22 protein-coding genes are annotated in these 23,262 nt (G+C 63.4%); 7 read left to right on the forward strand and 15 right to left on the reverse strand.

All coding sequences use genetic code 11. The annotated features are described in order from the left end of the window. Positions 1-45 precede the first annotated feature (45 nt). From hpaD to FHU12_RS18830, 4 genes are read right to left on the reverse strand one after another with little or no spacing between them, the layout of a single operon-like run. The gene (hpaD, locus tag FHU12_RS18815; RefSeq protein ID WP_089180517.1) at positions 46-1,119 is read right to left on the reverse strand and encodes a 3,4-dihydroxyphenylacetate 2,3-dioxygenase; all 1,074 of its coding nucleotides are present in this window, start codon (positions 1,117-1,119) and stop codon (positions 46-48) included. Between the two features lie 37 nt (positions 1,120-1,156). Beyond that, positions 1,157-2,611 carry a 5-carboxymethyl-2-hydroxymuconate semialdehyde dehydrogenase gene (gene hpaE, locus FHU12_RS18820; protein ID WP_141971114.1) on the reverse strand — a complete coding sequence of 485 codons (1,455 nt, stop codon included), beginning with the start codon at positions 2,609-2,611 and terminating at the stop codon, positions 1,157-1,159. After that, entirely contained in the window at positions 2,608-3,372 is a 765-nt protein-coding gene (locus tag FHU12_RS18825) for a fumarylacetoacetate hydrolase family protein (protein ID WP_141971116.1), read from the reverse strand. Before FHU12_RS18825 ends, hpaE begins: the two co-directional genes overlap by 4 nt. Further along, positions 3,369-4,001 (reverse strand): fumarylacetoacetate hydrolase family protein, encoded by a 633-nt coding sequence (locus FHU12_RS18830; RefSeq protein WP_060434146.1) that lies wholly within the window; start codon positions 3,999-4,001, stop codon positions 3,369-3,371. The genes FHU12_RS18825 and FHU12_RS18830 overlap by 4 nt, the downstream gene beginning before the upstream one ends. Positions 4,002-4,326: 325 nt before the next feature. Here FHU12_RS18830 and hpaR point away from each other — a divergent pair, with 325 nt between their 5' ends. Continuing rightward, positions 4,327-4,779, forward strand: a complete 453-nt coding sequence (gene hpaR / locus FHU12_RS18835) for a homoprotocatechuate degradation operon regulator HpaR (RefSeq protein WP_004933183.1) — start codon at positions 4,327-4,329, stop codon at positions 4,777-4,779. 56 nt (positions 4,780-4,835) lie between these two features. Here hpaR and FHU12_RS18840 read toward each other — a convergent pair whose 3' ends face one another. The 7 genes from FHU12_RS18840 to FHU12_RS18870 all read right to left on the reverse strand — a co-directional run bounded on the left by FHU12_RS18840 (position 4,836) and on the right by FHU12_RS18870 (position 12,297). Further along, on the reverse strand, positions 4,836-5,627 hold the full coding sequence (locus tag FHU12_RS18840) for an SDR family oxidoreductase (protein WP_141971118.1): 792 nt from the start codon (positions 5,625-5,627) through the stop codon (positions 4,836-4,838). 4 nt (positions 5,628-5,631) lie between these two features. Then, entirely contained in the window at positions 5,632-6,429 is a 798-nt protein-coding gene (locus tag FHU12_RS18845) for a molybdenum cofactor biosynthesis F family protein (RefSeq protein WP_141971121.1), read from the reverse strand. Positions 6,430-6,440: 11 nt separating this feature from the next. Beyond that, on the reverse strand, positions 6,441-7,223 hold the full coding sequence (locus tag FHU12_RS18850) for an SDR family NAD(P)-dependent oxidoreductase (protein ID WP_043136148.1): 783 nt from the start codon (positions 7,221-7,223) through the stop codon (positions 6,441-6,443). Then, a complete protein-coding gene (locus FHU12_RS18855) occupies positions 7,216-7,806 on the reverse strand; it encodes a DUF3156 family protein (RefSeq protein ID WP_089197653.1) in 591 nt (196 codons plus the stop codon). Before FHU12_RS18855 ends, FHU12_RS18850 begins: the two co-directional genes overlap by 8 nt. Beyond that, on the reverse strand, positions 7,781-9,274 hold the full coding sequence (locus FHU12_RS18860) for an APC family permease (protein WP_141971123.1): 1,494 nt from the start codon (positions 9,272-9,274) through the stop codon (positions 7,781-7,783). The genes FHU12_RS18855 and FHU12_RS18860 overlap by 26 nt, the downstream gene beginning before the upstream one ends. 129 nt (positions 9,275-9,403) lie before the next feature. Beyond that, entirely contained in the window at positions 9,404-10,588 is a 1,185-nt protein-coding gene (locus FHU12_RS18865) for an anaerobic sulfatase maturase (RefSeq protein ID WP_141971125.1), read from the reverse strand. After that, on the reverse strand, positions 10,585-12,297 hold the full coding sequence (locus FHU12_RS18870) for an arylsulfatase (RefSeq protein WP_141971127.1): 1,713 nt from the start codon (positions 12,295-12,297) through the stop codon (positions 10,585-10,587). Before FHU12_RS18870 ends, FHU12_RS18865 begins: the two co-directional genes overlap by 4 nt. Positions 12,298-12,779: 482 nt before the next feature. On the opposite strand from FHU12_RS18870, the gene FHU12_RS18875 reads away from it, so the two are divergent. The 4 genes from FHU12_RS18875 to FHU12_RS18890 all read left to right on the forward strand — a co-directional run bounded on the left by FHU12_RS18875 (position 12,780) and on the right by FHU12_RS18890 (position 16,766). Beyond that, positions 12,780-13,427 (forward strand): helix-turn-helix transcriptional regulator, encoded by a 648-nt coding sequence (locus FHU12_RS18875; protein WP_141971129.1) that lies wholly within the window; start codon positions 12,780-12,782, stop codon positions 13,425-13,427. A gap of 139 nt (positions 13,428-13,566) precedes the next feature. Beyond that, positions 13,567-14,754 carry an MFS transporter gene (locus FHU12_RS18880; protein ID WP_141971131.1) on the forward strand — a complete coding sequence of 396 codons (1,188 nt, stop codon included), beginning with the start codon at positions 13,567-13,569 and terminating at the stop codon, positions 14,752-14,754. Further along, a complete protein-coding gene (locus FHU12_RS18885) occupies positions 14,751-15,863 on the forward strand; it encodes a histone deacetylase-like amidohydrolase (protein ID WP_141971133.1) in 1,113 nt (370 codons plus the stop codon). The genes FHU12_RS18880 and FHU12_RS18885 overlap by 4 nt, the downstream gene beginning before the upstream one ends. Positions 15,864-15,959: 96 nt before the next feature. Continuing rightward, entirely contained in the window at positions 15,960-16,766 is an 807-nt protein-coding gene (locus tag FHU12_RS18890) for an alpha/beta fold hydrolase (RefSeq protein ID WP_141971135.1), read from the forward strand. Between the two features lie 39 nt (positions 16,767-16,805). Here FHU12_RS18890 and FHU12_RS18895 read toward each other — a convergent pair whose 3' ends face one another. The 3 genes from FHU12_RS18895 to FHU12_RS18905 all read right to left on the reverse strand — a co-directional run bounded on the left by FHU12_RS18895 (position 16,806) and on the right by FHU12_RS18905 (position 19,351). After that, positions 16,806-17,171, reverse strand: a complete 366-nt coding sequence (locus tag FHU12_RS18895; protein ID WP_015376517.1) for a cupin domain-containing protein — start codon at positions 17,169-17,171, stop codon at positions 16,806-16,808. Between the two features lie 18 nt (positions 17,172-17,189). Then, positions 17,190-18,491, reverse strand: coding sequence for an NAD(P)/FAD-dependent oxidoreductase (locus FHU12_RS18900; protein ID WP_033636959.1), 1,302 nt, complete (start codon positions 18,489-18,491; stop codon positions 17,190-17,192). A gap of 101 nt (positions 18,492-18,592) precedes the next feature. Beyond that, positions 18,593-19,351 (reverse strand): helix-turn-helix transcriptional regulator, encoded by a 759-nt coding sequence (locus FHU12_RS18905; protein ID WP_141971137.1) that lies wholly within the window; start codon positions 19,349-19,351, stop codon positions 18,593-18,595. A gap of 229 nt (positions 19,352-19,580) precedes the next feature. On the opposite strand from FHU12_RS18905, the gene FHU12_RS18910 reads away from it, so the two are divergent. Continuing rightward, entirely contained in the window at positions 19,581-20,708 is a 1,128-nt protein-coding gene (locus tag FHU12_RS18910; RefSeq protein WP_141971139.1) for an iron-containing alcohol dehydrogenase, read from the forward strand. Between the two features lie 141 nt (positions 20,709-20,849). Here FHU12_RS18910 and FHU12_RS18915 read toward each other — a convergent pair whose 3' ends face one another. Then, entirely contained in the window at positions 20,850-21,779 is a 930-nt protein-coding gene (locus FHU12_RS18915) for a LysR family transcriptional regulator (protein WP_025305173.1), read from the reverse strand. Between the two features lie 135 nt (positions 21,780-21,914). On the opposite strand from FHU12_RS18915, the gene aptA reads away from it, so the two are divergent. Continuing rightward, positions 21,915-23,255: an omega-aminotransferase AptA gene (gene aptA, locus FHU12_RS18920; RefSeq protein ID WP_141971141.1), complete on the forward strand. Its 1,341-nt coding sequence runs from the start codon at positions 21,915-21,917 to the stop codon at positions 23,253-23,255. Positions 23,256-23,262 lie beyond the last annotated feature (7 nt).

Genomic DNA, 23,262 nt, shown 5'->3' on the forward strand with positions numbered 1-23,262 from the left:
TCTCCAGACGGCGCATAGGCGCGGGCGCGGCCCGCGCAGCGGCATTTACAGCGTATTGCCAAGTTTGAAACCTTTTTCCGTATCGCCCTCGCGGGTATAGGAAAAACCGTCTGCGCCGATGGTGACGGCCATTTCGCTGGGCGCACTGCGCTCGATGACCGGCTGCGGCTGCCCATCGAGATCCAGCACCAGCGATCCTTCGGTATACCAGCTCGGCACCACCGGATTGCCCCACCAGTCGCGGCGCTGGTTGTCATGCACGTCCCAGGTCACGGTCGGGTTGTCCGGATCGCCGGTGTAGTAATCCTGCGTGTAGATTTCCACCCGGTGGCCATCGGGATCGCGCAGGTAGAGGTAGAACGCGTTGGAGACGCCGTGGCGGCCAGGGCCGCGTTCGATCAAATCGGATTTGCGCAGCGCGCCGAGCTTGTCGCAGATGGCCAAAATATTGTGCTTTTCATGAGTGGCGAAGGCGATGTGATGCATGCGCGGCCCGGCGCCGCCGGTCATCGCGGTATCGTGCACCGTCGCCTTGCGGCGCATCCAGGCGGCGTAAACCACGCCGTCTTCATCGCGGATGTCTTCCGTCACGCGGAAGCCCAGCCCCTGGATGTATTCCACGGCGCGCGGCACGTCAGGGGTGATTTGGTTAAAGTGGTCGAGGCGCACCAGCGCGCCTGGCGTATACAGATCGTAGCGCCAGGCCAGGCGCTCGACGTGCTGCACGTCGTAGAAAAACTCGTATGGGAAACCGAGCGGATCCTCTACCCGCACCGCATCGCCGATGCCTTTGGCGAACCCGTTCACCCGACGCTCGGTGCGGCAGCCAAGCGCCTTGAAATACGCTTCGGCGCGGTCGACGTCTTCCGGCGTGCGCACGCGGAAAGCAAACGCCGCCACGGCGGCGACCGGGCCTTCGCGCAGCACCAGGTTATGGTGAATAAACTCCTCCATCGAACGCAGGTAGAGGGTTTTATCCTCTTCGGCGGTCACGACCAGGCCGAGGATATCGACGTAAAATTCGCGTGCGGCTTTAAGGTTCGTGACCTGAATTTCCATGTAGGCACAGCGAACGACGTCGGGAGCAGGGACAGCATCAGTGGTAAGTTTTGTCGTCATTGTTCTCATCTCTTTCGTTATTATTGTGGCCTGAGGCTCAAACGCCCCATTTCGGGATCGGGTGGTCGCCCATGGAAATGCACACGTTCTTCATTTCGGCGAACACTTCGAAGCTGTATTCGCCGCCTTCGCGGCCGGTGCCGGAGGCTTTCACGCCGCCGAACGGTTGGCGCAGATCGCGTACGTTTTGGGTGTTGACGAAAACCATGCCGGCTTCGATGCCGCGGGCCAGGCGCAGAACCTTGCTCACATCCTGCGTCCAGATGTACGACGCCAGGCCATACTCCACGTCGTTGGCCATGCGCAGGCCGTCTTCTTCTGACTTGAACGGCAGCAGGCAGGCCACCGGCCCGAAAATCTCCTCCTGCGCCACGCGCATCTGGTTATCGACATCCGCCAGCACCGTCGGGCGCAGGAAGTTGCCGTGGCTCAAACCGGCCGGTTTGTCCGGGCCGCCGGCCAGCAGGGTTGCCCCTTCTTCCACCCCGAGGCGGATATAGCCGGAGACTTTTTCCCAGTGCTGCGGGCTGATCAGCGCCCCCACCTGGGTATTGGGATCTTGCGGATCGCCCACGCGCAGACGGTTGGCGCGCTCGGCGAAGCGTTTGACGAATTCCGGGTAGATGCTCTCCTGAATGAAGATGCGCGAACCGGCGGTGCAGCGTTCGCCGTTGATCGAGAAGATGGTGAACAGCGCGGCGTCGAGCGCCCGCTCGATGTCGGCGTCTTCAAAGATCAGCACCGGCGACTTGCCGCCCAGCTCCATGGAGAATTTCTTCAGCCCGGCGCTTTCGATGATGCGGCGGCCGGTGGCGGTGCCGCCGGTGAAGGAAACCGCGCGCACGTCTTTATGGCGCACCAGCGCGTCGCCGGCAGTGGCGCCGTAGCCCTGCACCACATTCAGCACCCCGGCCGGGATACCGGCCTCCAGCGCCAGCTCGCCCAGGCGGTCGGCGGTCAGCGGCGACAGTTCAGACATCTTCAGCACCGCGGTGTTGCCCAGCGCCAGGCAAGGCGCGGTTTTCCAGGTGGCGGTCATGAACGGCACGTTCCACGGCGATACCAGCGCGCACACCCCCACCGGCTGCACCAGCGTGTAGTTGAGCATCTTGTCGTCCACCGGGTAGGTCTTGCCGTTCATCTGCTGGCACACCTCGGCGAAGAACTCGAAGTTGTGCGAGGCGCGCGGGATCAGCACGTTTTTGGTCTGGTGGATCGGCAGGCCGGTGTCGGCGGTTTCCAGTTCGGCGATCTGCGGCACGTTCTGGTCGATCAGCTCCCCCAGACGACGCATCAGGCGCGCGCGCTCTTTCATCGGCGTGTTGGCCCATTTGGGGAACGCCTCTTTCGCTGCCGCCACCGCCTGGTCGATCTCCAACTGACCGCCGGAAGCCACCTCCGCCAGCACCTCGCCGTTCGCCGGGTTGGTGGTGGTGAAGTACTCTTTGCTGGCGACGTTCTTGCCGTTGATCCAGTGGTTGATGGTTTTCATCGCAGGCTCTCCTCGTAATCTTTTTCACTGATAATGTGGTTAACCAGACGGCCGATGCCCTCGATCTCCACCACCACTTCATCGCCCGGCTGCACGTCGGCCAGCCCTTTCGGCGTGCCGGTGGCGATCATGTCGCCCGGCTGCAGCGTCATGAATTCGCTCAGGTAGGCGATCAGGAACGGAATGTCGAAAATCATGTCGGCGGTGCTGCCGCGCTGGCGCAGCTCGCCGTTGACATAGGTGCCGAGCGCCAGCCGGTGCGGATCGGCGACGTCGTCGCGATCGACGATATACGGCCCGATCGGCGTCAGGGTGTCGCGGCTCTTCACCCGCAGATTTGGCCGGTAGTAGTTCTCCAGGTAATCGCGGATGGCGTAGTCGTTGCATAGGGTGTAACCCGCCACGTACTCCATGGCGTGCTCACGGCTGACGTTGCGCGCGGTCTTGCCGATCACCGCCACCAGCTCGGCTTCGTAATGCATGTACTCCACGCCGGCCGGGCGTACCGACACCTGACGGTGACCGGTCAGGGTGTTCGGCGCCTTGAGGAACACCAGCGGCTCTTCCGGCGCCTTGAATTCCAGCTCGCTGGCGTGGTCGGCATAGTTCAGCCCCAGGGCGAACACCGTGCCCTGCGCCGGCGGCAGCCATTCCACTTCGCGCTCCTGCAGCACCTCGCTGTTCGGCAGCGTGACGCGCAGCTGGTCATCCACCTGCACGTTGAAGACCTGGCCATGATGGCGAATACGAGCATGTTTCATGATGCGGCTCCTGCCTGGGTGACGCGGTTGGTCAGAGTGGGCAGGCCGGCGGCGCGCACCGTCACCTCATCCCCCGGTTTGATCTCCACCCGCTGGTGCGGGGTGCCGATCAGCACCGCATCGCCCGGCTGCAGGGTGATGAAGTCGCTGATGGCGGCGATCAGCTCCGGCACCGAGCGCACCAGATCGGCGGTGGACCAGCGATCCCGCTCCACGCCGTTGATCTCGGTGACGATCTCCAGCCGATCGGCAGTCGCCAGTTGGCCGATCTCCCCCAGCGGGCAGAACCCGTCGCGGCATTTGGCCTTGATCGCCGGGCGGTAGAAGCTGCTTTCCGGCAGGCTGACGTCGTTGGCCAGCGCGTAACCGGCCAGATAACGGCCCACCTGCGCCGCCGGCACCTTGCGCGCGGTGTCGCCGATGATCACCGCCAGCGTGCCGCCGCTTTGCACGGTTTCACCGGCCGGAAACGGGATCGCCCCGCCGTTGGCGAGGTGGGTGTTGCGCGGTTTGATAAACCACACCGGGGTTTTGGGCGGGGTTTGATACGGTGGCTGGTGAAACGCCTGATCCCAGGCGTCCAGTTGGCTGCGGTGGTTCAGCGCAACGGAAAATACGGTGCCTTTCATGCGAACTCCTCCAATGGCAAAACATGACAACCGGCATTCATTAACATATTAATGATTACTTTTATACGCTGTGCAGCTTTTACGCAACGCGCTTGGAGTGATTTGTGATCGTGATAACAAAATATTCACAAACAACGAACATTAGCGTGATTATTCAGCGTATTAATCATTTTTCTCGCCATTTTTCGCTGCGCCGCGCATTTTTGCTTTATCCCTGCGGGTAACTTTGGCTACTATTAAGTTATTAACAAAATCGGGCCTGCGGGGTAATAGCCCTGCGGTAAGCGCCGTGACAACGAACACCTTGATAGCTAAGGCCAAACTTATGCATGAATCGTTAACCATCGCCCTGCTGCAGGCGCGCGAAACCGCCATGGGGTTCTTTCGCCCGATCCTGAAAAGCCACAACCTGACCGAGCAGCAGTGGCGCATCATCCGCGTGCTGGCCAACAGCCGCTCGATCGAATTCCACGAACTGGCGGCGGAAACCTGCATTCTGCGCCCCAGCCTGACCGGCATTCTGTCGCGCATGGAGCGTGATAAGCTGATCTTCCGCCTCAAGCCGGTCAACGATCAGCGCAAGCTGTACGTGTCGCTGACCCAGCAGGGTCAGGATCTGTATGAAGTGGCGCGCCACCAGGTGGAACAGGGCTACGCCGAGATTGAAGCCGCTTTCTCGCGGCAGAAAATGGACCAGTTGATGACGCTGCTGGACGAGCTGATCACCCTGGGCGACAGCCTGCCCGCCAACGTCACCGCGCATCCCGCCAAGCAGTGATTTAACCCACCGGAATTCTCAAATTAATTGGCGTTGCAGCCAACAACGCTGCAGCGTCAAGTAAGCAGAGAATTCGTTTCCGGCAACAGCGCGCCGCCGTCCACCACCAGCGTCTGGCCGGTGATGTAGGCCGCCGCCGGCGAGGCGAGAAACACCATCGCCGCGGCGATGTCTTCCGGTTCCCCCAGCCGCCCGAGCGGCACCGAGGCAGCGATCGCCTGATTCACCTGCGTGTCGCCCAGATTGGCCATCGCCGGCGTGCGGATCATCCCCGGCTCCACGCCGTTGACGCGAATGTTCTCCGCCGCCAACTCCAGCGCCGCCGCGCGAATAAATCCGTTCACCCCGGCCTTAGAGGCCGCATAGTGCGCCAGCCCCGGGTAGGCTACCCGCGGGCCGGTCACCGACGAGGTCACCAGAATGCAGCCCCCGCCCCGACGGCGCATCCACGGCAGCGCCGCCTGCGCCAGAAAGAACGGCGCCATCAGATTGACGCTCAGCGTGCGTTGCAACAAGGCCGCGTCGATGGCGGTAAACGGCGTCAGCGGAAAATAGGCGGCGTTGTGGATCACCACGTCCAACCGTTGACGGCGCTCACCCACCGCCGCCACTCCCTCGGCAATCTGCCCCGGCTCGGCCAGATCGCAGGCCAGCGCCTGTACGCTCAGCCCTTCGTCCCGCAGCGTTTGCGCCGCCGCCTGCGCCTGCGGCAGCTGCACGTCCGCGATCGTCACCTCGGCGCCCAGCCGAGCAAAGGCGCTGACGATCGCCAGCCCAATGCCCTGAGCGCCGCCGGTCACCAGCACCACCTGCCCCGCGAAGGCATTGGCCGCATAGGTTGCGCTCATCGGCCTATCCTCGCGGGTGGTGCGTGGTGTTCAGCACCTGCGCGTGGGCGCCGACCGCAAAGTTGCTCAGCGCGCTGAAATCGCTGCCCTGATAACCGAGGATCTTACCGTCGGTGCGCATGCCCTGCAGATCGATCATCACCACGCCCAGCGTCGGGATGATCTTCTCGCGCCAGACGAACAGATAAAGCTGCTCCGCCACCTTCACGTAGTGGCAGCGATCGACGTCCGCCAGCCCTTTCTCCACCCCGTCCAGACACTGCCAGGCGTAGAAGTTGTCGTTCAGGTAGATATGCTCGTACCGCTCGGTCGGGCTGTAGGTGTACATATTGCGCATGCCGATCAGCTCGTCGGTAAAGCCCGGCGGTGCCGCGTCGGCGTCGTCCAGCGTGCCGAAGCGGAATTCGGCCTCGACCGCGGTCAGCGGCAGCCCCTGCTCCACCCGGCTGAAGGCGTCGAGCCGCGTCTGCGCTTCGTCCGGCAGTTGGCCGTACACCGCAGTAAAGTTGCCCTGATTGCGGTCGCATACCAGCGTAATGCTGGCGTTGGCGCGGGCAGGATCGAGAAAATCGATGAACAACACACCAGGGCGAATGCTGGTAGCGCGATAGGCGACGCCGCGCCGCTCCCCCCACTCCAGCGTCTGCTCGTCGGTAAACCGACAGCGCTGCGTCGCGCCGTCGCTAAAGCGCAGCGTCAGCGTGGTGCCCGCCAGGCCGTGCTGGCGTTCCAGCGTATTGCTGTGCGGCGCAAAGCCTTCCGCCAGCGCGCCAACCTGAATGAATACCGCTTCTGAACTCATGGAAATGCTCCTTACAGGGAAGTGAAAGCCAGGGTCGGCACATCGACGATGGTGGAGCCGCCGTCGGCCACCAGCGCCGCGCCGGTTATGATTGAAGCCTCGCTGGAACAGAGGAAACGGCAGACGCGGGCGATCTCCTCGGCGCTGGCCGGCCGGCGCAGCGGCACGTCGCGACAGACCATTTGGTAGGCCTGCTCCAGCGAAATCTGATGGGCGTCCATCAGCAGTTGCATCTCTTCGTCCGCCATCGGCGTGGTCACCCAGCCCGGGCACACCGCGTTGGCACGCACGCCCAGCGGGCCGTAATCGCGGGCGATGGAACGCATCAGCCCGATCAGCGCATGTTTGGCGGTAACGTAGCCGCAGACCTCTGGCCCGGCGGCCAGCGAGGCGATCGAGGCCACGAACAGCAGGTTGCCGCCGCTTTTAATCAGCTCCGGCAGGCAGGCGCGCGCGCTGGCGAAAGCGCTGTTGAGGTTGCTGTCCATCGCCCCTTGCCATTGCGCGTCGGTCATCTCGGTGATGCGCTTGAAGCCCATGCCGCCGGCGCTGCCGATCAGGCAGTCGATGCGACCGGCGTCGCGCAGAATCGCCGGCAGCAGCGTGTGGTTCCAGCTCTCGCCGCTGGCAGCGTCGCCCACCAGCGCCTGCGCGCCGATCTCTTGCGCCAGCGCCGCCAGCGGTTCCGGGCGGCGGCCGATGATGAACACCCGATCGCCCTGCGCCGCCAGCAGGCGGGCGCAGGCGGCGCCGACGCCGGTACCGCCGCCGGTAATCACAACCACTCTATTCATGATTCAGCTTCTCCATCAGTTGGCCGATCATCAGCAGGCTGCTCAACAGCAGCCGCCGCTGTTCGGCATCCAGCCGCAGATAGCGGCGGCCGGCCGGTAAACGGCTGACCACCTCCGACGCGGCGAAATGCTCGATATCCACCTGCCAGCGCCCGTCGTTCACCGTCAGCCGCACGCGGCGAAAATCCAGCTGCGCCAGCGTCTCGCCGATCTGCGGGTAGCGCTGCAGGCCGTCCAGCACCCGCTGCGCGGCCGCATGGCGCTGGCGCAACAGATAACGCACCCCGCGCCGCCGCAGCCAGCCGCCGGTCACCACGTCCAGCGTCAGCGGAGGCTGCGCTGCGCACGTGCCCTGCAACCGAAAGCGGTGGCTGACGATATGCGCCATAAACAGCCCCTGCACCTGTTCACCGATCTCGATCTGCGGCCCCTGCGGTAGCGTCAGCCGCAGCAGGCCCGGCGCCAGGCGTTCGCACGCGTAGGGTTCCAGATTGCGCGCCAGACGATCCAGCGCGGCGCCCGGCCGATAGCCCGACGGCGCGCGCCGCCAGGCGCGATTAAGTGAGGGAAGTAAGCCGATCAAACTGCGCCTCCTCGTTTTCACCCTTGGCGAACGCGTTCTCCAGCACCTGCTCGACCGGCACCGGCTTGAACGGGTTCACTTTCTGCACGCACAGCGTCCAGAACAGCGCATAGGCGGCGGTCAGGCCGATCATCCAGCCAAAGGGAATGTAGATGTCGCTCGGGTTCATCCCCGGCGGCGTGATGTAGACGATGGCCAGCACGATGCCGACGCTGGAGACGATTTGCGGCAGCGGGAACCACGGCGATTTATAGGCGCGCGGCAGGTCGGGGCGGCGCACGCGCAGGATCACCACCGAACAGGTCACCAGCAGGTAGGCCACGCCCCAGGCGCACACCGCCGCCAGCACCAGCGGAATGATCCTGTCGAGGTTGCCCTGAATGGCGAAGGCGTGTACGCAGGGGATCAACACCGCCACCAGAATGCCGACCACCGGCGTTTTAAAGCGCGGGTGCAGATAAGCGAACATGCGCGGCAGCGCGCCGTCCAGCGCCATGCCGTACAGAATGCGCGGCACCGCCGCCATCAGCGTGTTGATGGTCGCGGCGCCCGCCAACAACAGGCCGACGCCGAGCCAGTATTTGCCGAACTGGCCCATCACCTGGCCGGCGAACGCCGGGATGGCCATCGGCGTTTCCAGCAGGCGCGTGCCGCTGGCGGCGTCGATCACCACGTTTTCCACCTGATGGCTGAGCGCCGCGCCATACAGCGCCATGCACACCGCCACGCCGCACAGCCCCAGCGCCATCGCGCGCGGGATCACCCGATCGCAGCGTTTGATCTCCGGCGCCATCGGCGTCACCAGCTCACAGCCGACGAACATGAACATCGCCATGCCGATCAGGCTGAACACCGCGAAGGGATCGTTCAGGCTCAGCGTGCTGCCGAACCAGCCCTCGAGCGGCACCGCATGCGGCGACAGCAGCCCGACGATGCCGAAAATCACCAGCGTGCTCCACATGGCGAAGGTCAGCACGATCTCCGCCTTGCCGAAGGCCTCGATGCCGAACGCGTTGAGCAGGCCGAACACGATTACCAGCCCGACGCCGACCATCCAGGAGGCATTGTGGCTTTCCATCAGGGTGTTGAGGTGCTCAAAGTTCACCAGCGCCATGATGCCGGAGAGAATGGTCTCGGCGGTGCCGGCGAAGATGTGCACGATCAGGTAGGCCGACAGCGCGCCGGTGATGGCGAAAAAGCGCCCCATGCCGCAGGAGATGTAGTCGTAAACCGAACCGGAGGTCGGCAGCAGCGACGCCGCTTCGGAGAAGGTGGTGAGCTGCGCCTGCATCATGATGAAGGCGATCAGCATCGCCAGCGCGAAGGTGTCGCCGCCGATGCCGAAGCCGCTGGTGACCGTCAGGATCACCGGGCTGGCCATGATCACCCCGACCGAACTGGCCAGGGTGGTGGGAAAGCCGACCTTGCCTCGAGCCAGGTGGGCGTGCAACCGCGACGACAGGTTCATGGTTATTTCCTCTTATAGTTTTGGCCTGATGCATGCAGGTGCTTGCAGGTTTTTCACCGCCAGCGGCGGTAATCTCACTATAGAGAGGAAAGGAAAATGCTGACTATCGTCCTTAAGGACGAGACGGTTTCAACCTGCGGTGGCGCTCACGGCGGCGCGCCATTGCATCGCCCCCTGCGGGCTGCGCGGGTAGGCGCGCAGCGGCGCCAGCAGCGCGGAAAAGAAGGCGTAATAGCCGGCGCACAGCCGGTTGTAGCGATCTTCGCCCACATGCGCCGGGCAGCCGCCCTGGCAGACGCTTTTCACGCTGCAGCGTTGGCACTCGCGGCGCAGGCTCTTGTTTTTACCGAACGGCATTTCCACCGCCCTTGTCGCCAGGGTGGCGAGCGGCGTGTGGCGATCGGCATGGCCGAGCAGATGCTGCGCATTGATCAGATGATCGCAGGCGTAAAGCCGCCCGTCCGGCTCCATCACCAGATTGCCGCCGCAGCGTTCGGCGTGCACGCAGCTGAGGCTGACGTGGGTGAAATACTGCGCGTAGACCTGTTCGATGTTCATCACGAAGACCTGGCCGATATGCCCGCGGCTGCGCCAGCGGCGGTATACCGCCAGCATGAAGCGCCCCCAGTTGGCGGCGCTCAGTCCGTAACCGGCGGTGGGCGCATCCCCTTCCAGCATCAGCGGCTGAAACTGCAGATAACGCGCCCCGATCGCCACCGCATGATCGTAGATCGCCTCGGCGCGATCCGCGACGCCGTCGTGCACCACCATCAGCAGGTTGAAGTCGATCTGATGGCGCTGCAACAACGCAATGCCGCGCAACGCGGCGTCATAGCTGGCGCCGCCGCGCTTGTCCGGCCGGTGGGCGTCCTGCACCTCGCGATCGCCGTCCAGGCTGACGCCGAGGATAAAGTGATGCTGCCGGAACAGCCGGCACCAGGCGTCGTTCAGCAGGGTACCGTTGGTCTGCAGGCTGTTGCTGATCCGCACGCCCGGCGGCGCATAGCGGCGCTGCAACGCCAGCGCCCGCTTGTAAAAACCGATCCCCGCCAGCAGCGGCTCACCGCCCTGCCAGACGAAGTTGATCTCGCGGCTGTAACGCGGCTGGGCGGCGATGTAGCCGCGGATAAATTCCGCCAGCAGGTCGTCGTCCATCTTGCGCGTCCGCTCTTGCTGGCGCTGCGGGTAGTAACAGTAGCGGCAACCCAGGTTGCAGCCGGCGCCGATCGGCTTCACCAGCAAATGAAAAGGCGCCGCCGCGCGCGGTTCGCTCTCTACCGGGATCTGCTGCGCGCGCAGCTGGGCCAGGTTCATGGCGCCGCCTGCGGCAACGGTTTGTGGGTCTGCGGATCCAGGCCGATGTAGTCGCCGGTGCTGGCGTCAACACCGAGGTAGTCGATCGCTGCGCCTTTGGCCTCAATGACCATGCCCTGCTGCGCAAAGCGGCGATACGCCTCGCTCAGCCGTTTGACTCGATCCGGGTTGGCGGCGGCCAGATCGCGCGTTTCCAGCGGATCGTCATGCAGGTTGAACAGCCCCCACGGCGCCATCTGCGCCGTCGGCCCGGCCTTCACCAACCGCCGCAGCTTCCAGATGCCGTCCACGTAGGCGGCCTGGTTATGCAGCTCCACGCCGTAGGTCGCGCGCGGCACGCCGTCGGCCTCGCCGCTGAAATAGCGCTTGAAGCTGACGCCGACCATCGGCAGCCTCGGTTTGGCCTTCAGCGGTTTGTTGGCGTCGATGCCGGCATAGTCGTACAGCGTCGGGGCGATGTCATACACCGCCATCGGCGTGCGGTCGATGCCGCCGCGCCCCTTCAGCCGCGGCGCGGAGATGATGAAATCGGTATTGATGCCGCCCTGCGCGCTGGTGGTTTTGTGGTAGTTGGCGTACGGCGCATTGCTGACGTTGGCCCAGTGCGGCCCGTAAGAGATGAACGATCCCTTGCGGCCGAGGTTGGCGTAGCTGTTGTCGAACTGCCGCCAATACTCCGGCTTCGAGCCGTAGTAGAAGCCGCTGGCCGGGTTGGCGCCGTTGTCGGTGGCGAACACGATCACCGTATTTTGGTCGCGGCCGGTCTGCTTCAGGGTGTTCAGCACCGCGCCGACCTGATCGTCCATGTAAGCAATCATCGCCGCGTACACCTGCATGGTCTTGGCTTCATATTTTTGCTGCTCGGGCGTCAGCGCGTTCCAGGCCTTATCCAGCGCCAGCGTCGGCATCGGCGTGCGATCGGAAATCAACCCCAGCGCTTTCAGGCGCTGAATGCGCTGCTGATAGGCCTGCTGGTAACCGGCGTCGTATTTGCCGTCGAATTTGGCGATCCAGTCATCCGGCGCCTGCAATGGATCGTGCGGCGCGGTGAACGCCAGATAGGCGAAGACGGGCTTATTCTGCGGCGTATCGCGGATCCACTGTTCCAGCTGATCGGCATAGGCCTTGCTGGAGTAGAAATCTTTGGGCAACGACACGCGTTTGCCGTTCAGGGTGTAGAAGGTGTGGAACGCCTCCACGGTGCCCAGCGGTTTCGCATCGTCGAAATGGCTGGTGCCGCCGCCCATAAAGGCGAAAGCGCGCTCGAAGCCGCGATCGGTCGGTTTGGCGCCGTCGACATAGCCCAGGTGCCATTTGCCCGCCATCATGGTGGCGTAACCCGCGTCGCGAAAACGCTCCGGCAATGTGGTCACGCGGTCGGTCAGCCGCATTTCATAGCCCGGCTGCGCGGCGGTGCTCTCATACCACCACATGCCGCCCATGCCGGCCTGCTGATTGGTGTTGCCGGTCATCAGCATCGACCGCGCCGGCGCCGACATCGGCGAGGTGTAGTACTGGCTCATGCGCACGCCCCGTTCGGCCAGCGCCTGCAGGTTGGGGGTCGGTATCTCGCCGCCGAACGGGCTGATGTCGGAATAGCCCATGTCGTCCACCAGAATGATCAGCACATTGGGGCGATCGGCGTCCGCCCCCTGAGCCAGGCCCGATAAGGCACCGCTCAACGCCACCGCCAGCGTTTTTTTCTGCATCGTTCGTTCCCCGTATGGTCATGCGGACTGAACAACCCGACGCCTCAGCCCGAGAAAGGTCATCATTTTTTCGTCTTATACGTTTGGCGCCGCCTGGCGCTATCTTCAATTCGCAGTGTAGGAAGCGGTGGAAAAGCCTGGCTATCGTTCTTAAGAACGAGGGGCGGCGACGGTCGTGCCGGTTGTAGCACGCGCAGGGCGGCGAGGGCTTCGTCCAGGCAAGCAGTGAAAAGCGCTGTAAATTCAGCGGGAAAAGCGGCGAATTATTTCATTAACCTATTAATGAAAATCGCGATAAATCCGAACTGAAAAGCCCTGATTAACGCAGTGTCATCTTGTTATTTATGTGTTTTATTGTAATCGGCCTCACGTTGTTAATATGTTTTTATTGTGTTGCCAAATTGCTACAACTATGCTTGTATCGTTCATATATTGACCGCCAACATTCTCCAGATTGAACGATAAAGGGAGGAACACGAATCATGCACAGCACAGCATCCGATGCCTTTATCAACAGTTGTTTGGCGACTATTGCGCACCTGATCCCGGTGTCTGCCGGGGTGTTTTATCTGGTCGATCGCGACCTGCGGCCAGATCACTACATCCTGCACGGCATGCCCGATAAAACGCATCAGCAGTACCTGAACCACTTCCAACAGATAGACCCGCTGCAGCCGGCCAATTTCCATCGCCAGGACATCACCATGGTCGGCATGAGCCCGGCGGCGATCGCCGGCAACCGCCGCTATTACCACGACTTTATGCTGCCGAACGACATGCGCGACATGACGGAGATTTTCATTCGCCAACGCAAACGCATCGTCGCCGGGGTGTCGCTGATCCGCGATACGCCGTTTACCGAAGTGGAGCGCGGCCGCCTGCGCGCGGTGCTGCCGCTGATCGAGCTGGCGACGCGCGATCTGCTGCCCGACAGCGAGGCGCAGCTGTTGACCGCCAAAGAGCAAGAGATCGTCAACCTGGTGCGCGAAGGCGCCAGCAATAAGCGCATCGCCCTGAAGCTGGGCATTTCGCTGTCCACGGTGAAAACCCATATGCGCAATATTTTCGCCAAAACCGACGTGGTGAACCGCACCGAGCTGGTCGCCGGCGGCTTTCTCGCCCACGGTTAACGCCCGATAACGGCCGCCGCTGCCGACGGCCGGAAAATAACGCCAAAACGTATTCGCCATTTATGGCGCGGCCTCCCCCTGCCCGCAATCGGGCCGGGCGGGATAATTCATCGTCACTCAACGCTCGGGGAAAAGGTTTATGTCCAGTGATTCGGTTTCCGCGCCCGCCGTCGGCACGGCGCTCCCCTGCCCGCCGCGGCTGTTGACCGCCATTATCGTCTTCGCCGCCATCGCGCCGGGCATTCTGATGACCGCCCCCGCCGTGGCCGCCCAGCTCGCTACTCAGTGGCAGCTCGGCCCGGCGCAGATCGGCCACCTGTTCTCCACCGAACTCGGCGCCATGAGCCTGGCCACGCTGCCGGCGTGGTGGTGGATCGGGCGCATCAACTGGCGGCGGGTCGCTACGCTGTCGGCGCTGGTGTTTATCGCCGGCAACCTGGCTTCGGCGCTGGTGCAAGATTTTACGTTGCTGCTGCCGCTGCGCTTCATCGCCTCGCTGGCGGGCGGCACCCTGATGATCCTGTGCATCACCTGCGCCGCCGGCACCGCCAATCCCAGCCGCGTCTATGCCTTCTGGGTGCTCGGCCAGCTGGTGCTGGGTGCGGTCGGGCTGCTGGTGCTGCCACCGCTGTTTGCGCACTTCGGCCTGATGGCGGTCTACCTGATTTTGGCCGCCATCATGCTGTGCTGCCTGCCGCTCATCCCGGCGTTCCCCAACGGTTTCACCGCCGCCCGCACCGCCCGCAGCGGCCCCGCCGCCTCGCTGGCGCGCAAGCTGTGCGCCGTGCTGGCGGTGCTGACCTTTTACATCAGCCTGAGCGCGGTCTGGACCTTTATCGGCGGCATCGCCGCCGGCGCCGGGCTGTCGCCGGCCCACAGCGGCCAGGTGCTGGCCGTCGCCACCTTGCTCGGCATCGTCGGCGCGGGGGCCGCGGCGCTGATCGGCGCGCGCTTCGGCGGCGGACGCCTGATCGTGCTGGGATACGCCCTGCTGCTGGCCAGCGTGGCGCTGCTGACGGGCCAGCCCCTGCTGCTGCGCTTCGCCCTGGCGGCCCTGCTGTTCAAATTCACCTGGACCTTCGTGCTGCCGTTCATTCTGGCGCGGGTCGCCGGGTTGGATAACGACGGCAAGCTGATGAACGGCATCAACCTGGTGATCGGCGGCGGCATGGCCATCGGTCCGACGCTGGCCGGCTCTCTGATCGAATCTTCCGGCGGTTTCAACGCCTTGCTGCTTGGCGCGCTGGGCTGCGCGCTGCTGTCGCTGCTGTTGATTTCGCTGGCTTCACCGCGCGCACCGCGCCGTATAACAGGAGGAGAAAGGTGAAAAGAACAACCGGTTTCTTGTTTGATGAACGCTGTTTCTGGCACAGCACCGGCCTGCACGCCACCACCCTGCCGGTCGGCGGCTGGGTACAACCGCCCTCGGGCGCCGGCCACGCCGAATCGCCGGAAACCAAACGGCGTATGAAGAACCTGATGGACGTATCCGGCCTGTCGCGCCAGCTCACCCTGCTGAGCGCCGAACCGGCGACGGAAGAAGACCTGCTGCGCATCCACCCCGCCCACTACCTGCAGCGCTTCAAACAGGTGAGCGACAGCGGCGGCGGCCTGCTGGGAGAGGAAGCGCCGCTGGGGCCGGGCAGCTATGAAATCGCCAAACTCTCCGCCGGGCTGGCCTGTGCGGCGGTAGAGGCGGTGCTGCAGGGCGAACTGGATAATGCCTATGCGCTGTCGCGCCCGCCGGGCCACCACTGCCTGCCGGATCAATCGATGGGCTTCTGCTTCCTGGCCAATATTCCCATCGCCATCGAGCGCGCCAAGGCCCGCTACGGCCTCGGCAAAGTAGCGGTGCTCGACTGGGACGTGCACCACGGCAACGGCACCCAGCACATCTATTGGCAGTGCGGCGACGTGCTGACGCTGTCGCTGCATCAGGACGGTTGCTTCCCGGCAGGCTATTCCGGCGAACGGGATCGCGGCGAGGGCGCCGGGGCGGGCTGCAACGTTAACGTGCCGATGCTGGCCGGCGCCGGCGACGACGGCTACCTGCACGCCATGCGGCGCATCATCATCCCGGCGCTGGAAAAATTCGAGCCGGAGCTGATCATCGTCGCCTGCGGTTACGACGCCAACGCCCTCGATCCGCTGGCGCGCATGCAGCTGCACAGCGACAGCTTCCGTGCCATGACCGCGCTGGTGCAGGACGCCGCCGACCGGCTGTGCGGCGGCAAACTGGTGATGGTGCATGAAGGCGGCTACGCCGAATCCTACGTGCCGTTCTGCGGGTTGGCGGTGATGGAACAGCTAAGCGGCGTGCGCACTGAAGTGCAGGATCCGCTGCTGGCGTTCATCCAGCAACAGCAGCCGCGCGACGCCTTCAACCGCTTCCAGCGCGAAGCGCTCGACGCGTTGGCGCGCCAGTTCGGCCTGTAATCCCCCCCTTTGTGGGCGCCGCACCCGGCGCCCCTGACAACCTCGCCGCCAGCCGCTACGCTGAAGGGCAACCCTACCCACCATGAGAACAATAACATGTCCGAACAAACCGTCAGCTTTATCAAAGGCCGTCACGGCGACATCGCCGTGCACGACTGGGGCAACGACAAGCCGCGCTATCTGGCGCTGCTGGTGCACGGCTACGGCGAGCACCTCGGCCGCTATCAATACGTGGCGCGTACGCTGCAGGCGCAGGGGGCGCGGGTGTTCGGCCCCGACCACCTCGGCCACGGCCTGTCGCAGGGCGAACGCGTGCTGATCGAAGATTATGACGCCGTGGTCGACGACGTGCAGCGCGTGGTCAGCCATTTCCGGCAGCAATACCCCGCCTTGCCGCTGGTGGTGATCGGCCACTCGATGGGCGGCATGATCGCCACCCGCTACGTGCAGCGTCACGGCGAGGAAGTGCGCGCCTTGGTGCTGTCCGGCCCGCTGCTCGGCGACAGAACGGCGATTTCCGATCTGGCCGAACTGCCGACGATCCCCGACGCGCCGCTGGATACCGCCACCCTGGCGCGCGATCCGGCGGTTGGCGCGGCCTATCAGGAAGATCCGCTGGTGTGGCACGGGCCGTTCAAGCGCCCCACCCTGCGCGCCATGCAGCGGATCCTCGCCGCCATCAACGCCGGGCCGGGCTTCGGCGCGCTGCCCACGCTGTGGATCCACGGCGACGACGATCGGCTGGTGCTGCTGAGCGAAACGCAAACCGCGCTCGATCGTCTGCAGGGCGACGATTTCGAACGGATGATCAATGCGGACGGGCGGCACGAGAGCTTTAACGAAACCAATAAGGATCAGATCCTCACGCGGGTGACCGATTTTATTGCGCGGGTATTAGGCTAAAACGCTCCCCCTCAGCAAGCTGAGGGGGGCATGACGGCGTCAGCCCTCGACGATGGCGAGGTAGTGTTTGACGAAGCGATCCGAGGTGATGTCCCAGCGCACCGGGGTGCCTTTCTCGACGAACCAGGAATCGCCGGCCTGATACTGCACCGATTCGCCGGTACGTTCGTTGGTCAGGGTCGCGCTGCCTTCCCACACCGTGGCGTGCTCGGCGAACGGATACTCCATCACGAAGCTGCCGCGGGTGCAGCTGAACACGCCGCAGTTCAGGTTGTCGGTCGGTTCGCCGAAGATGCTGGCCACGCCGACGTTTGGCGTGCCGGCGATCACCGTGGCGCCCAGGTTGCTGACGCTGCCGATCTCCAGCAGTTCAGGCAGCGGTTGTTTAAGCAGTAACGGTTTCATGTGATTCTCCTCTGAGGGTTAACGGCGGCCTTTCCAGTAGCCGGATGTCTGGTGCCAAACCTTACCGGCGGTGGTCATCACCCGCCGCAGCTTGTCCTTGCCGAAGATGTTGACGTGCGGGATCGAGCTCATCAGATCGTACCGATCGGACCCTTCGCTCATGCCCTCCGCCAGCACCTTGCACACGATGTGGCTCGGCGTCACGCCGAAGCCGGAGTAGCCCTGCACGTAAAACACGTTGTCGCGATCCGGCAGCGTGCCGATCTGCGGGAACAGGTTGGCGCTGCAGCACAGCGGGCCGCCCCAGGCCAGATCGATCTTCACGTCTTTCAGGTACGGGAACACCTTCAGCATCAGGTTGCGGTTCCAGGCCTTGAGATCCGACGGGAAATATTCGATCAGGCGGGTGGCGCTGCCGAACAGCAGCCGGTTTTCGTTGGTCACCCGGTAATAGTCGATCACCGGGCGGATGTCGCTGTAGGCGCCGCGGATCGGGCTGATCTGGCGGATCAGATCGTCAGACAGCGGCTCGGTGGCCAGCTGGAAGGCGTAGGTATTGATGGTCTTGCGGTAGATCTGCGGCTCCATGCCGTTGAGGAAGCCGTTGCAGGCCCACAGCATCTTGTTGGCGCGCACCGAGCCCATGGCGGTACGCACCGTGATGCGCGGGCCATACTCCACGTTGAGCACGCTGCTGTTCTCAAAGATTTTCACCCCGTAGCCGCTCAGCGCCTTGGCCTCGCCCAGCAACAGGTTAAGCGAATGCACGTGGCCACCGCCCATGTGTTTCAGCGCGCAGGTGTAGGCGTCGGAGCCCACCACCTGCTTCACCTCCGCCCCGGTGTAGAGCTCAATTTCCTCCTGCGGCGCTACCGCCTTGAACTCCTTCAGCCAGCCGCGCAGGGTCTTCTCCTGGCGTGCGTTGCTGCCGAGATAGCCGTAGCCGAAGCAGAAGTCGGCGTCGATGTCATATTTCTTGATGCGCTCGCGGATAATGCCGGCGCCGAGGTTGCTGATTTTGAAGATGGTTTCCAGCCCGGCCGGGCCAACGTGGCGCTTGATCTTCTCCAGATCGTGGCCGATACCGGCCATCACCTGGCCGCCGTTGCGCCCGGTGCCGCCGTAACCCAGATAGCGGCCTTCGAGAATGGCAATGTTGGTGATGCCCTTCTCCGCCAGCTCCAGCGCGGTGTTGATGCCGGAGAAGCCGCCGCCGATGATCACCACGTCAACGTCCAGATCCTCTTCCAGCGTCGGGAAGCGCAGATCGTATTTTTTGGTCGCCGCGTAGTAGGTTAAGGACTCGATTTCGTTGTTCACTGCCGCACTCCCGATTGCCTATGCCATGACATCGGATTATCGGGAGCCGTGGGATCGTTCGCTATGTCCCCTTAGGGACATTTGCTACAAAAAATTAACATTCACGCGCTGCGCCGCTGCGGGACGGTCAGCAACAGGCTGAACAGTTCGGCCTGCGAGCCGATGTTCAGCTTGCCGTAAATGTTCTTGCGGTGATTTTTTACCGTGCCGAGGCTGATGAACAGCCGGTCGGCAATCTGCTGCGAACCGCAGCCGGCGAGGATCAAATCGACGATCTCCCGCTCGCGCGGCGTCAGCAGATAACGCGCCTGCCCACCGTCGTCGTTCATCGTGTCGGCCTCGGCCGGTGCCGCCACCACTTCGCCGTGCAGCCGCGCCACGCTTTTCACCAGCGTCAGCGCGCTGCGCAGATCCGCCCGCTGCGGGTAGCGCACCGCCACCGTGCGGCGCGCCGAGCCGAAGAATACCCCAAGCCCGCGCTCCGGCGTCAGCTGCAGCAGCACGCCGGCCTCGTCATGCCAGCCGGTCTTGCGATAAAAATTGCGGTAATAGTCGCTGTGATAAAACCCGCAGGGCGCCAGCTGGCGCAGCGTGAGCACCTCACCTTCGCCACCGTCGTTCAGCGCACGGTAAAACGGATCCTGCAGGTAGGCACCCTGTTGGTAGATCTGGTTGACCGCATCGCTGTTTTCCCGCTCGGTTTTGATCAGGCAGCGCGGCGGCCGGCCGCGTTCGAAGGCATAGACGATGGCGTTGTCGAAGGCGAAAAACCCCTCCAGCCAATTCAACAGGCTGGGATAAAAGCGCGGGCTGGCCACCGCATCGATCACCGCAGACAAGCGTTCAACCTGAATTTCCATACCCGCCTCGCCATTATTAATACATTAACAATCTACCGATTTCGGATGGGGTTAGCCGCATGGCGGCCAGTACTGTTAAAAAAAGCATCCGGCGCGCCGAAATGCAAGAACGCGATCGTTTACATGTTAAACAACTCACAAGTTGCCGCAGCGGGGAAAGCGGTGGCCGCTCCGCGCCCGCTGGCTTATGCTGTGGCATCGCGCTCTGCAACGTCGTCAAGGAGACCTCATGTCCGTCAGCCACATCATCGCCAACCGCCAGACCTGGTTCGGCCACGGCAGCATCCAGCAACTGCCGCCGCTGCTGCTTGCCGATCCGCAGCCGACGCTGCTGTTCAGCTGCCGATCTTTTCTCAACGGCCCGGTGTACGCCGGCCTGCGCGAATCGCTGACGCCGCTGCTTATCGGCACTGAGATCGTCAGCCACGAGGCGTCGCCGCAGGAAATAGACGCCTGGGTGGCGCGCTGGCGCGGCCAGGCGCGGCGCGTGGTGGCCATCGGCGGCGGCAGCGTCCTGGACGCCGCCAAGGCGTTCTCCGCGCTGGTGGAGCATCCGCTGCCGACGCTGCGCTATATGGAAAAAGTCGGCGACAGCAAAATCAGCGGCGCCACCCTGCCGCTGATCGCCATTCCCACCACCGCCGGCACCGGCAGCGAGGTGACGCAGAACGCGGTGATCACCGATACCCAGGTCAGCAAAGTGAAGGCCTCGCTGCGCCACAATAACTTCGTGCCGCACACCGCCATTCTCGATCCGCAGCTGCTGGCGGGCGCGCCGGACAAAGTGTTGGCCTACTGCGCCATCGACGCCTTCACCCACCTGTTCGAGGCCTATCTGTCGAAAACCGCCGGCGCCATGACGCGCGACATGTCGCTGAACGGCATACGCCACTTCCTCGCCGCCTGGCCGGCGCTCAACCGCAGCGATGCAGCGCGCGAAGCGATTATGCAAGCTTCGTACCTCGGGGGGCTGACGCTGAGCGCCGCCGGGCTGGGGGTGATCCACGGCATCGCCGGCGAGATCGGCGCGCTGCGCGACTACCACCACGGCCAGGTCTGCGGCCGCCTGCTGCTGCCGTTCCTCGCCCTGCTGGAAAGCAGCGAGCAGCCGCAGCAACGCGCACTGATGGCCGAGCTGGCCGCCAGGCTATTCCCGCACTGGCAGGGCAGCCCGGAGAGCTACCTGACCGATTTCATCACCCGCCACGCCATTGCGCTGTTCTGGCAGGACGATTTGCCGATTTCCGGCCAGGAATTGGCGGTCGCGCTGGAGAAATCCAACAGCAAGAATTCCTGGATCGACTATGCGCCGGCGCAGCGGCAACGGATGATCGAAGAGGCGTTTCGCGTCGAATGATTATATAATCAGATCAACGCACTAGCAGGAGTTAAGGAAATGGGCATCATCGGCTGGATCTTCGCCGGCATCGCGGTCGGCATCCTGGTCGGCGCGCTGATCAGGATCTTCGGCAAGAAGAAAGAGCAGTAAGCGTCAGCGTCACGCTGTTCCGTGGGCCGCCAGCAGGCACTCATGGAACAGCTTCACCACCCGCTGTGGCACCGGCGAGCGGCGCAGCACGCTGGAATATTCGCAGTGATAGCGGAACAGCGCCGGTTTGATCGCCCGCATCATATTCTGCGCCACGAAAAACGCCGCATAGTGATCCGGCAAAAAGCCGACGTATTTGCCGGACAGGATCAGCGTGGCGATCGACTCCTGCGCAAACCCCGTCGCCTTGCGATGCAAATGTTGCTGCAGGCTCAGTTCCATATTCGGCGAATGATAGCCTAAGCCGGCGAAGGCATAATTGTGCAGCAGATCCCAATTTAATGTTTCATGGGGGCCGGAAAATAATTCATGCTGCGCGCCGCAATATAAGAACATCCTCTCACTGAATAACGAATGATAAGATAAACTTTCCGCGCTGCGGTGCATGGGAATAACGCCAACCTGAAATTGCCCGTCTATGACGCCGCGTTCAATGGTATTAATCGGCTCCACGTACATTTGCAAAGAAACCTCCGGCGCACGCTCGCTGAATAACGCGATGGCCCGGCCGATCTGCGCCTGCGGATTGCTGACCGTATGGTCGAATATCGCCACGTGCAGCTGCCCGCCCATGCGTTGGTGCACCTCGTCCACCCCGCGCCGGAACGCCTCGGTGGCCGCCAGCAGGTTGACCGTTTCCTGGTAGATCAACAGCCCCTCGTCGGTGACCGCAAAGCCCTCGCGCCCGCGCTGGCACAGCGTCAGGCCCAGCCGCTGCTCCAGATCCTTGATGTGTTTGCTGATGGTCGACAGGCTGATGTTCAGTTCCAGTTCGGCGGCGCTCATGCCACCGCAGTCAACCACGGCCTTGAATACCCGCAGCAAACGCAGATCCATATCCGACAATTGCCCTAACAGCGCGCGCTTTTTTACTTGCATAAAACCTTAAGTAAGTTTCGACATATGATTATTCACAGTAGAGAACAAGCGGTACATAGTCAATTTCGCACAACAATTCGTTAACAACTCGGTTTATTTCATTAATCGCTCTTATTTTCCTGTTCGGAGGAAAACATGGCCGCTGAAAATCACCCGCTAAATAGTCTCGATGCCGAAGGGTTAGAGGCCCATTGGATGCCTTTTACCGGTAACCGTAATTTTAAAGCGCAGCCGCGCATCATTACTCAAGCCGCGGGGGCGTATTACACCAGCCATGACGGCAGAAAGATTTTCGACGGCCTGTCCGGATTATGGTGTTGCGGATTGGGGCACGGCCGGCAGGAAATCACCGACGCCGCCCAGCGCCAGCTGGCGACGCTGGATTACTCGCCGGCGTTTCAGTTCGGCCACCCGCTGTCGTTCGAACTGGCCAACAAGATCAAGGCACTGACGCCGGCGGGGCTGGATTACGTGTTCTTCACCGGCTCAGGATCGGAAGCGGCGGACACCTCGCTGAAAATGGCGCGCGCTTACTGGCGCGCCAAAGGCCAGGCAGGCAAAACCTGCTTTATCGGCCGGGAAAAGGGCTATCACGGCGTTAACTTCGGCGGTATCTCGGTCGGCGGCATCGCCGGCAACCGCAAGACGTTCGGCGCCGGCGCCGAGGCGGACCACCTGCAGCACACCCTGCTGGCCGGCAACGCCTTTTCGCGCGGCATGCCGCAACAGGGGGCGGAGCTGGCGGAAGAGCTCAACCGCATCATCGCGCTGCGCGACGCCTCAACGATCGCCGCGGTGATCGTCGAACCCTTCTCCGGCTCCGCCGGGGTGATCGTGCCGCCGGTCGGCTACCTGCAGCGCCTGCGCGAAATCTGTACCCAGCATGACATCCTGCTGATCTTCGACGAAGTGATCACCGCCTTCGGCCGCTGCGGTGCGATGACCGGCGCCGAGGCGTTCGGCGTCACGCCGGACATCATGAACATCGCCAAACAGGTGACCAACGGCGCGCAGCCGATGGGCGCGGTGGTGGTGCGGCCGGAGATCTACCACACCTTCATGAACGGCGGCGAGCCGGACTACCAGCTCGAATTCCCGCACGGCTACACCTACTCCGCCCACCCGGTCAGCTGCGCGGTCGCGCTGGCGACGCTGGACATCCTGCAGCGCGAACAGATGGTGGAGCGCGTACAGGCGCTGGCGCCCTACTTCGAGCGCGCGGTGCACAGCCTGCAGGGAGCCAAACACGTCGCCGACATTCGCAACATCGGCCTGGCGGCCGGCATTACGCTGGCGGCGCGGCCGGGCGAACCGGCGCGGCGTCCCTTCGAGGCGGCGATGCGCTGCTGGGAAAGCGGATTTTACGTGCGCTACGGCGGCGACACCCTGCAGCTGGCGCCGCCGTTCATCAGCAGCGAAGCGCAGATCGATGCGCTGATCAACGCCGTGGGCGACGCCCTCAACGCCACCGAATAAGGAGAAA

The sequence above is a fragment of the Serratia marcescens genome (assembly GCF_006715005.1).
Lineage (GTDB): Bacteria > Pseudomonadota > Gammaproteobacteria > Enterobacterales > Enterobacteriaceae > Serratia > Serratia montpellierensis.

What these genes read in the sequence shown, in the direction of transcription:
- FHU12_RS18870 (WP_141971127.1), bottom strand. Translation starts at nt 12,297, where the DNA reads ATGCAGAAAAAAACGCTGGCGGTGGCGTTGAGCGGTGCCTTATCGGGC.
- FHU12_RS18865 (WP_141971125.1), bottom strand. Translation starts at nt 10,588, where the DNA reads ATGAACCTGGCCCAGCTGCGCGCGCAGCAGATCCCGGTAGAGAGCGAA.
- FHU12_RS18845 (WP_141971121.1), bottom strand. Translation starts at nt 6,429, where the DNA reads ATGAGTTCAGAAGCGGTATTCATTCAGGTTGGCGCGCTGGCGGAAGGC.
- FHU12_RS18895 (WP_015376517.1), bottom strand. Translation starts at nt 17,171, where the DNA reads ATGAAACCGTTACTGCTTAAACAACCGCTGCCTGAACTGCTGGAGATC.
- hpaD (WP_089180517.1), bottom strand. Translation starts at nt 1,119, where the DNA reads ATGACGACAAAACTTACCACTGATGCTGTCCCTGCTCCCGACGTCGTT.
- FHU12_RS18910 (WP_141971139.1), top strand. Translation starts at nt 19,581, where the DNA reads ATGTCCGTCAGCCACATCATCGCCAACCGCCAGACCTGGTTCGGCCAC.
- FHU12_RS18840 (WP_141971118.1), bottom strand. Translation starts at nt 5,627, where the DNA reads ATGAGCGCAACCTATGCGGCCAATGCCTTCGCGGGGCAGGTGGTGCTG.
- FHU12_RS18830 (WP_060434146.1), bottom strand. Translation starts at nt 4,001, where the DNA reads ATGAAAGGCACCGTATTTTCCGTTGCGCTGAACCACCGCAGCCAACTG.
- hpaR (WP_004933183.1), top strand. Translation starts at nt 4,327, where the DNA reads ATGCATGAATCGTTAACCATCGCCCTGCTGCAGGCGCGCGAAACCGCC.
- FHU12_RS18890 (WP_141971135.1), top strand. Translation starts at nt 15,960, where the DNA reads ATGTCCGAACAAACCGTCAGCTTTATCAAAGGCCGTCACGGCGACATC.
- aptA (WP_141971141.1), top strand. Translation starts at nt 21,915, where the DNA reads ATGGCCGCTGAAAATCACCCGCTAAATAGTCTCGATGCCGAAGGGTTA.
- FHU12_RS18850 (WP_043136148.1), bottom strand. Translation starts at nt 7,223, where the DNA reads ATGAATAGAGTGGTTGTGATTACCGGCGGCGGTACCGGCGTCGGCGCC.
- FHU12_RS18915 (WP_025305173.1), bottom strand. Translation starts at nt 21,779, where the DNA reads ATGCAAGTAAAAAAGCGCGCGCTGTTAGGGCAATTGTCGGATATGGAT.
- FHU12_RS18905 (WP_141971137.1), bottom strand. Translation starts at nt 19,351, where the DNA reads ATGGAAATTCAGGTTGAACGCTTGTCTGCGGTGATCGATGCGGTGGCC.
- FHU12_RS18875 (WP_141971129.1), top strand. Translation starts at nt 12,780, where the DNA reads ATGCACAGCACAGCATCCGATGCCTTTATCAACAGTTGTTTGGCGACT.
- FHU12_RS18860 (WP_141971123.1), bottom strand. Translation starts at nt 9,274, where the DNA reads ATGAACCTGTCGTCGCGGTTGCACGCCCACCTGGCTCGAGGCAAGGTC.
- FHU12_RS18880 (WP_141971131.1), top strand. Translation starts at nt 13,567, where the DNA reads ATGTCCAGTGATTCGGTTTCCGCGCCCGCCGTCGGCACGGCGCTCCCC.
- hpaE (WP_141971114.1), bottom strand. Translation starts at nt 2,611, where the DNA reads ATGAAAACCATCAACCACTGGATCAACGGCAAGAACGTCGCCAGCAAA.
- FHU12_RS18825 (WP_141971116.1), bottom strand. Translation starts at nt 3,372, where the DNA reads ATGAAACATGCTCGTATTCGCCATCATGGCCAGGTCTTCAACGTGCAG.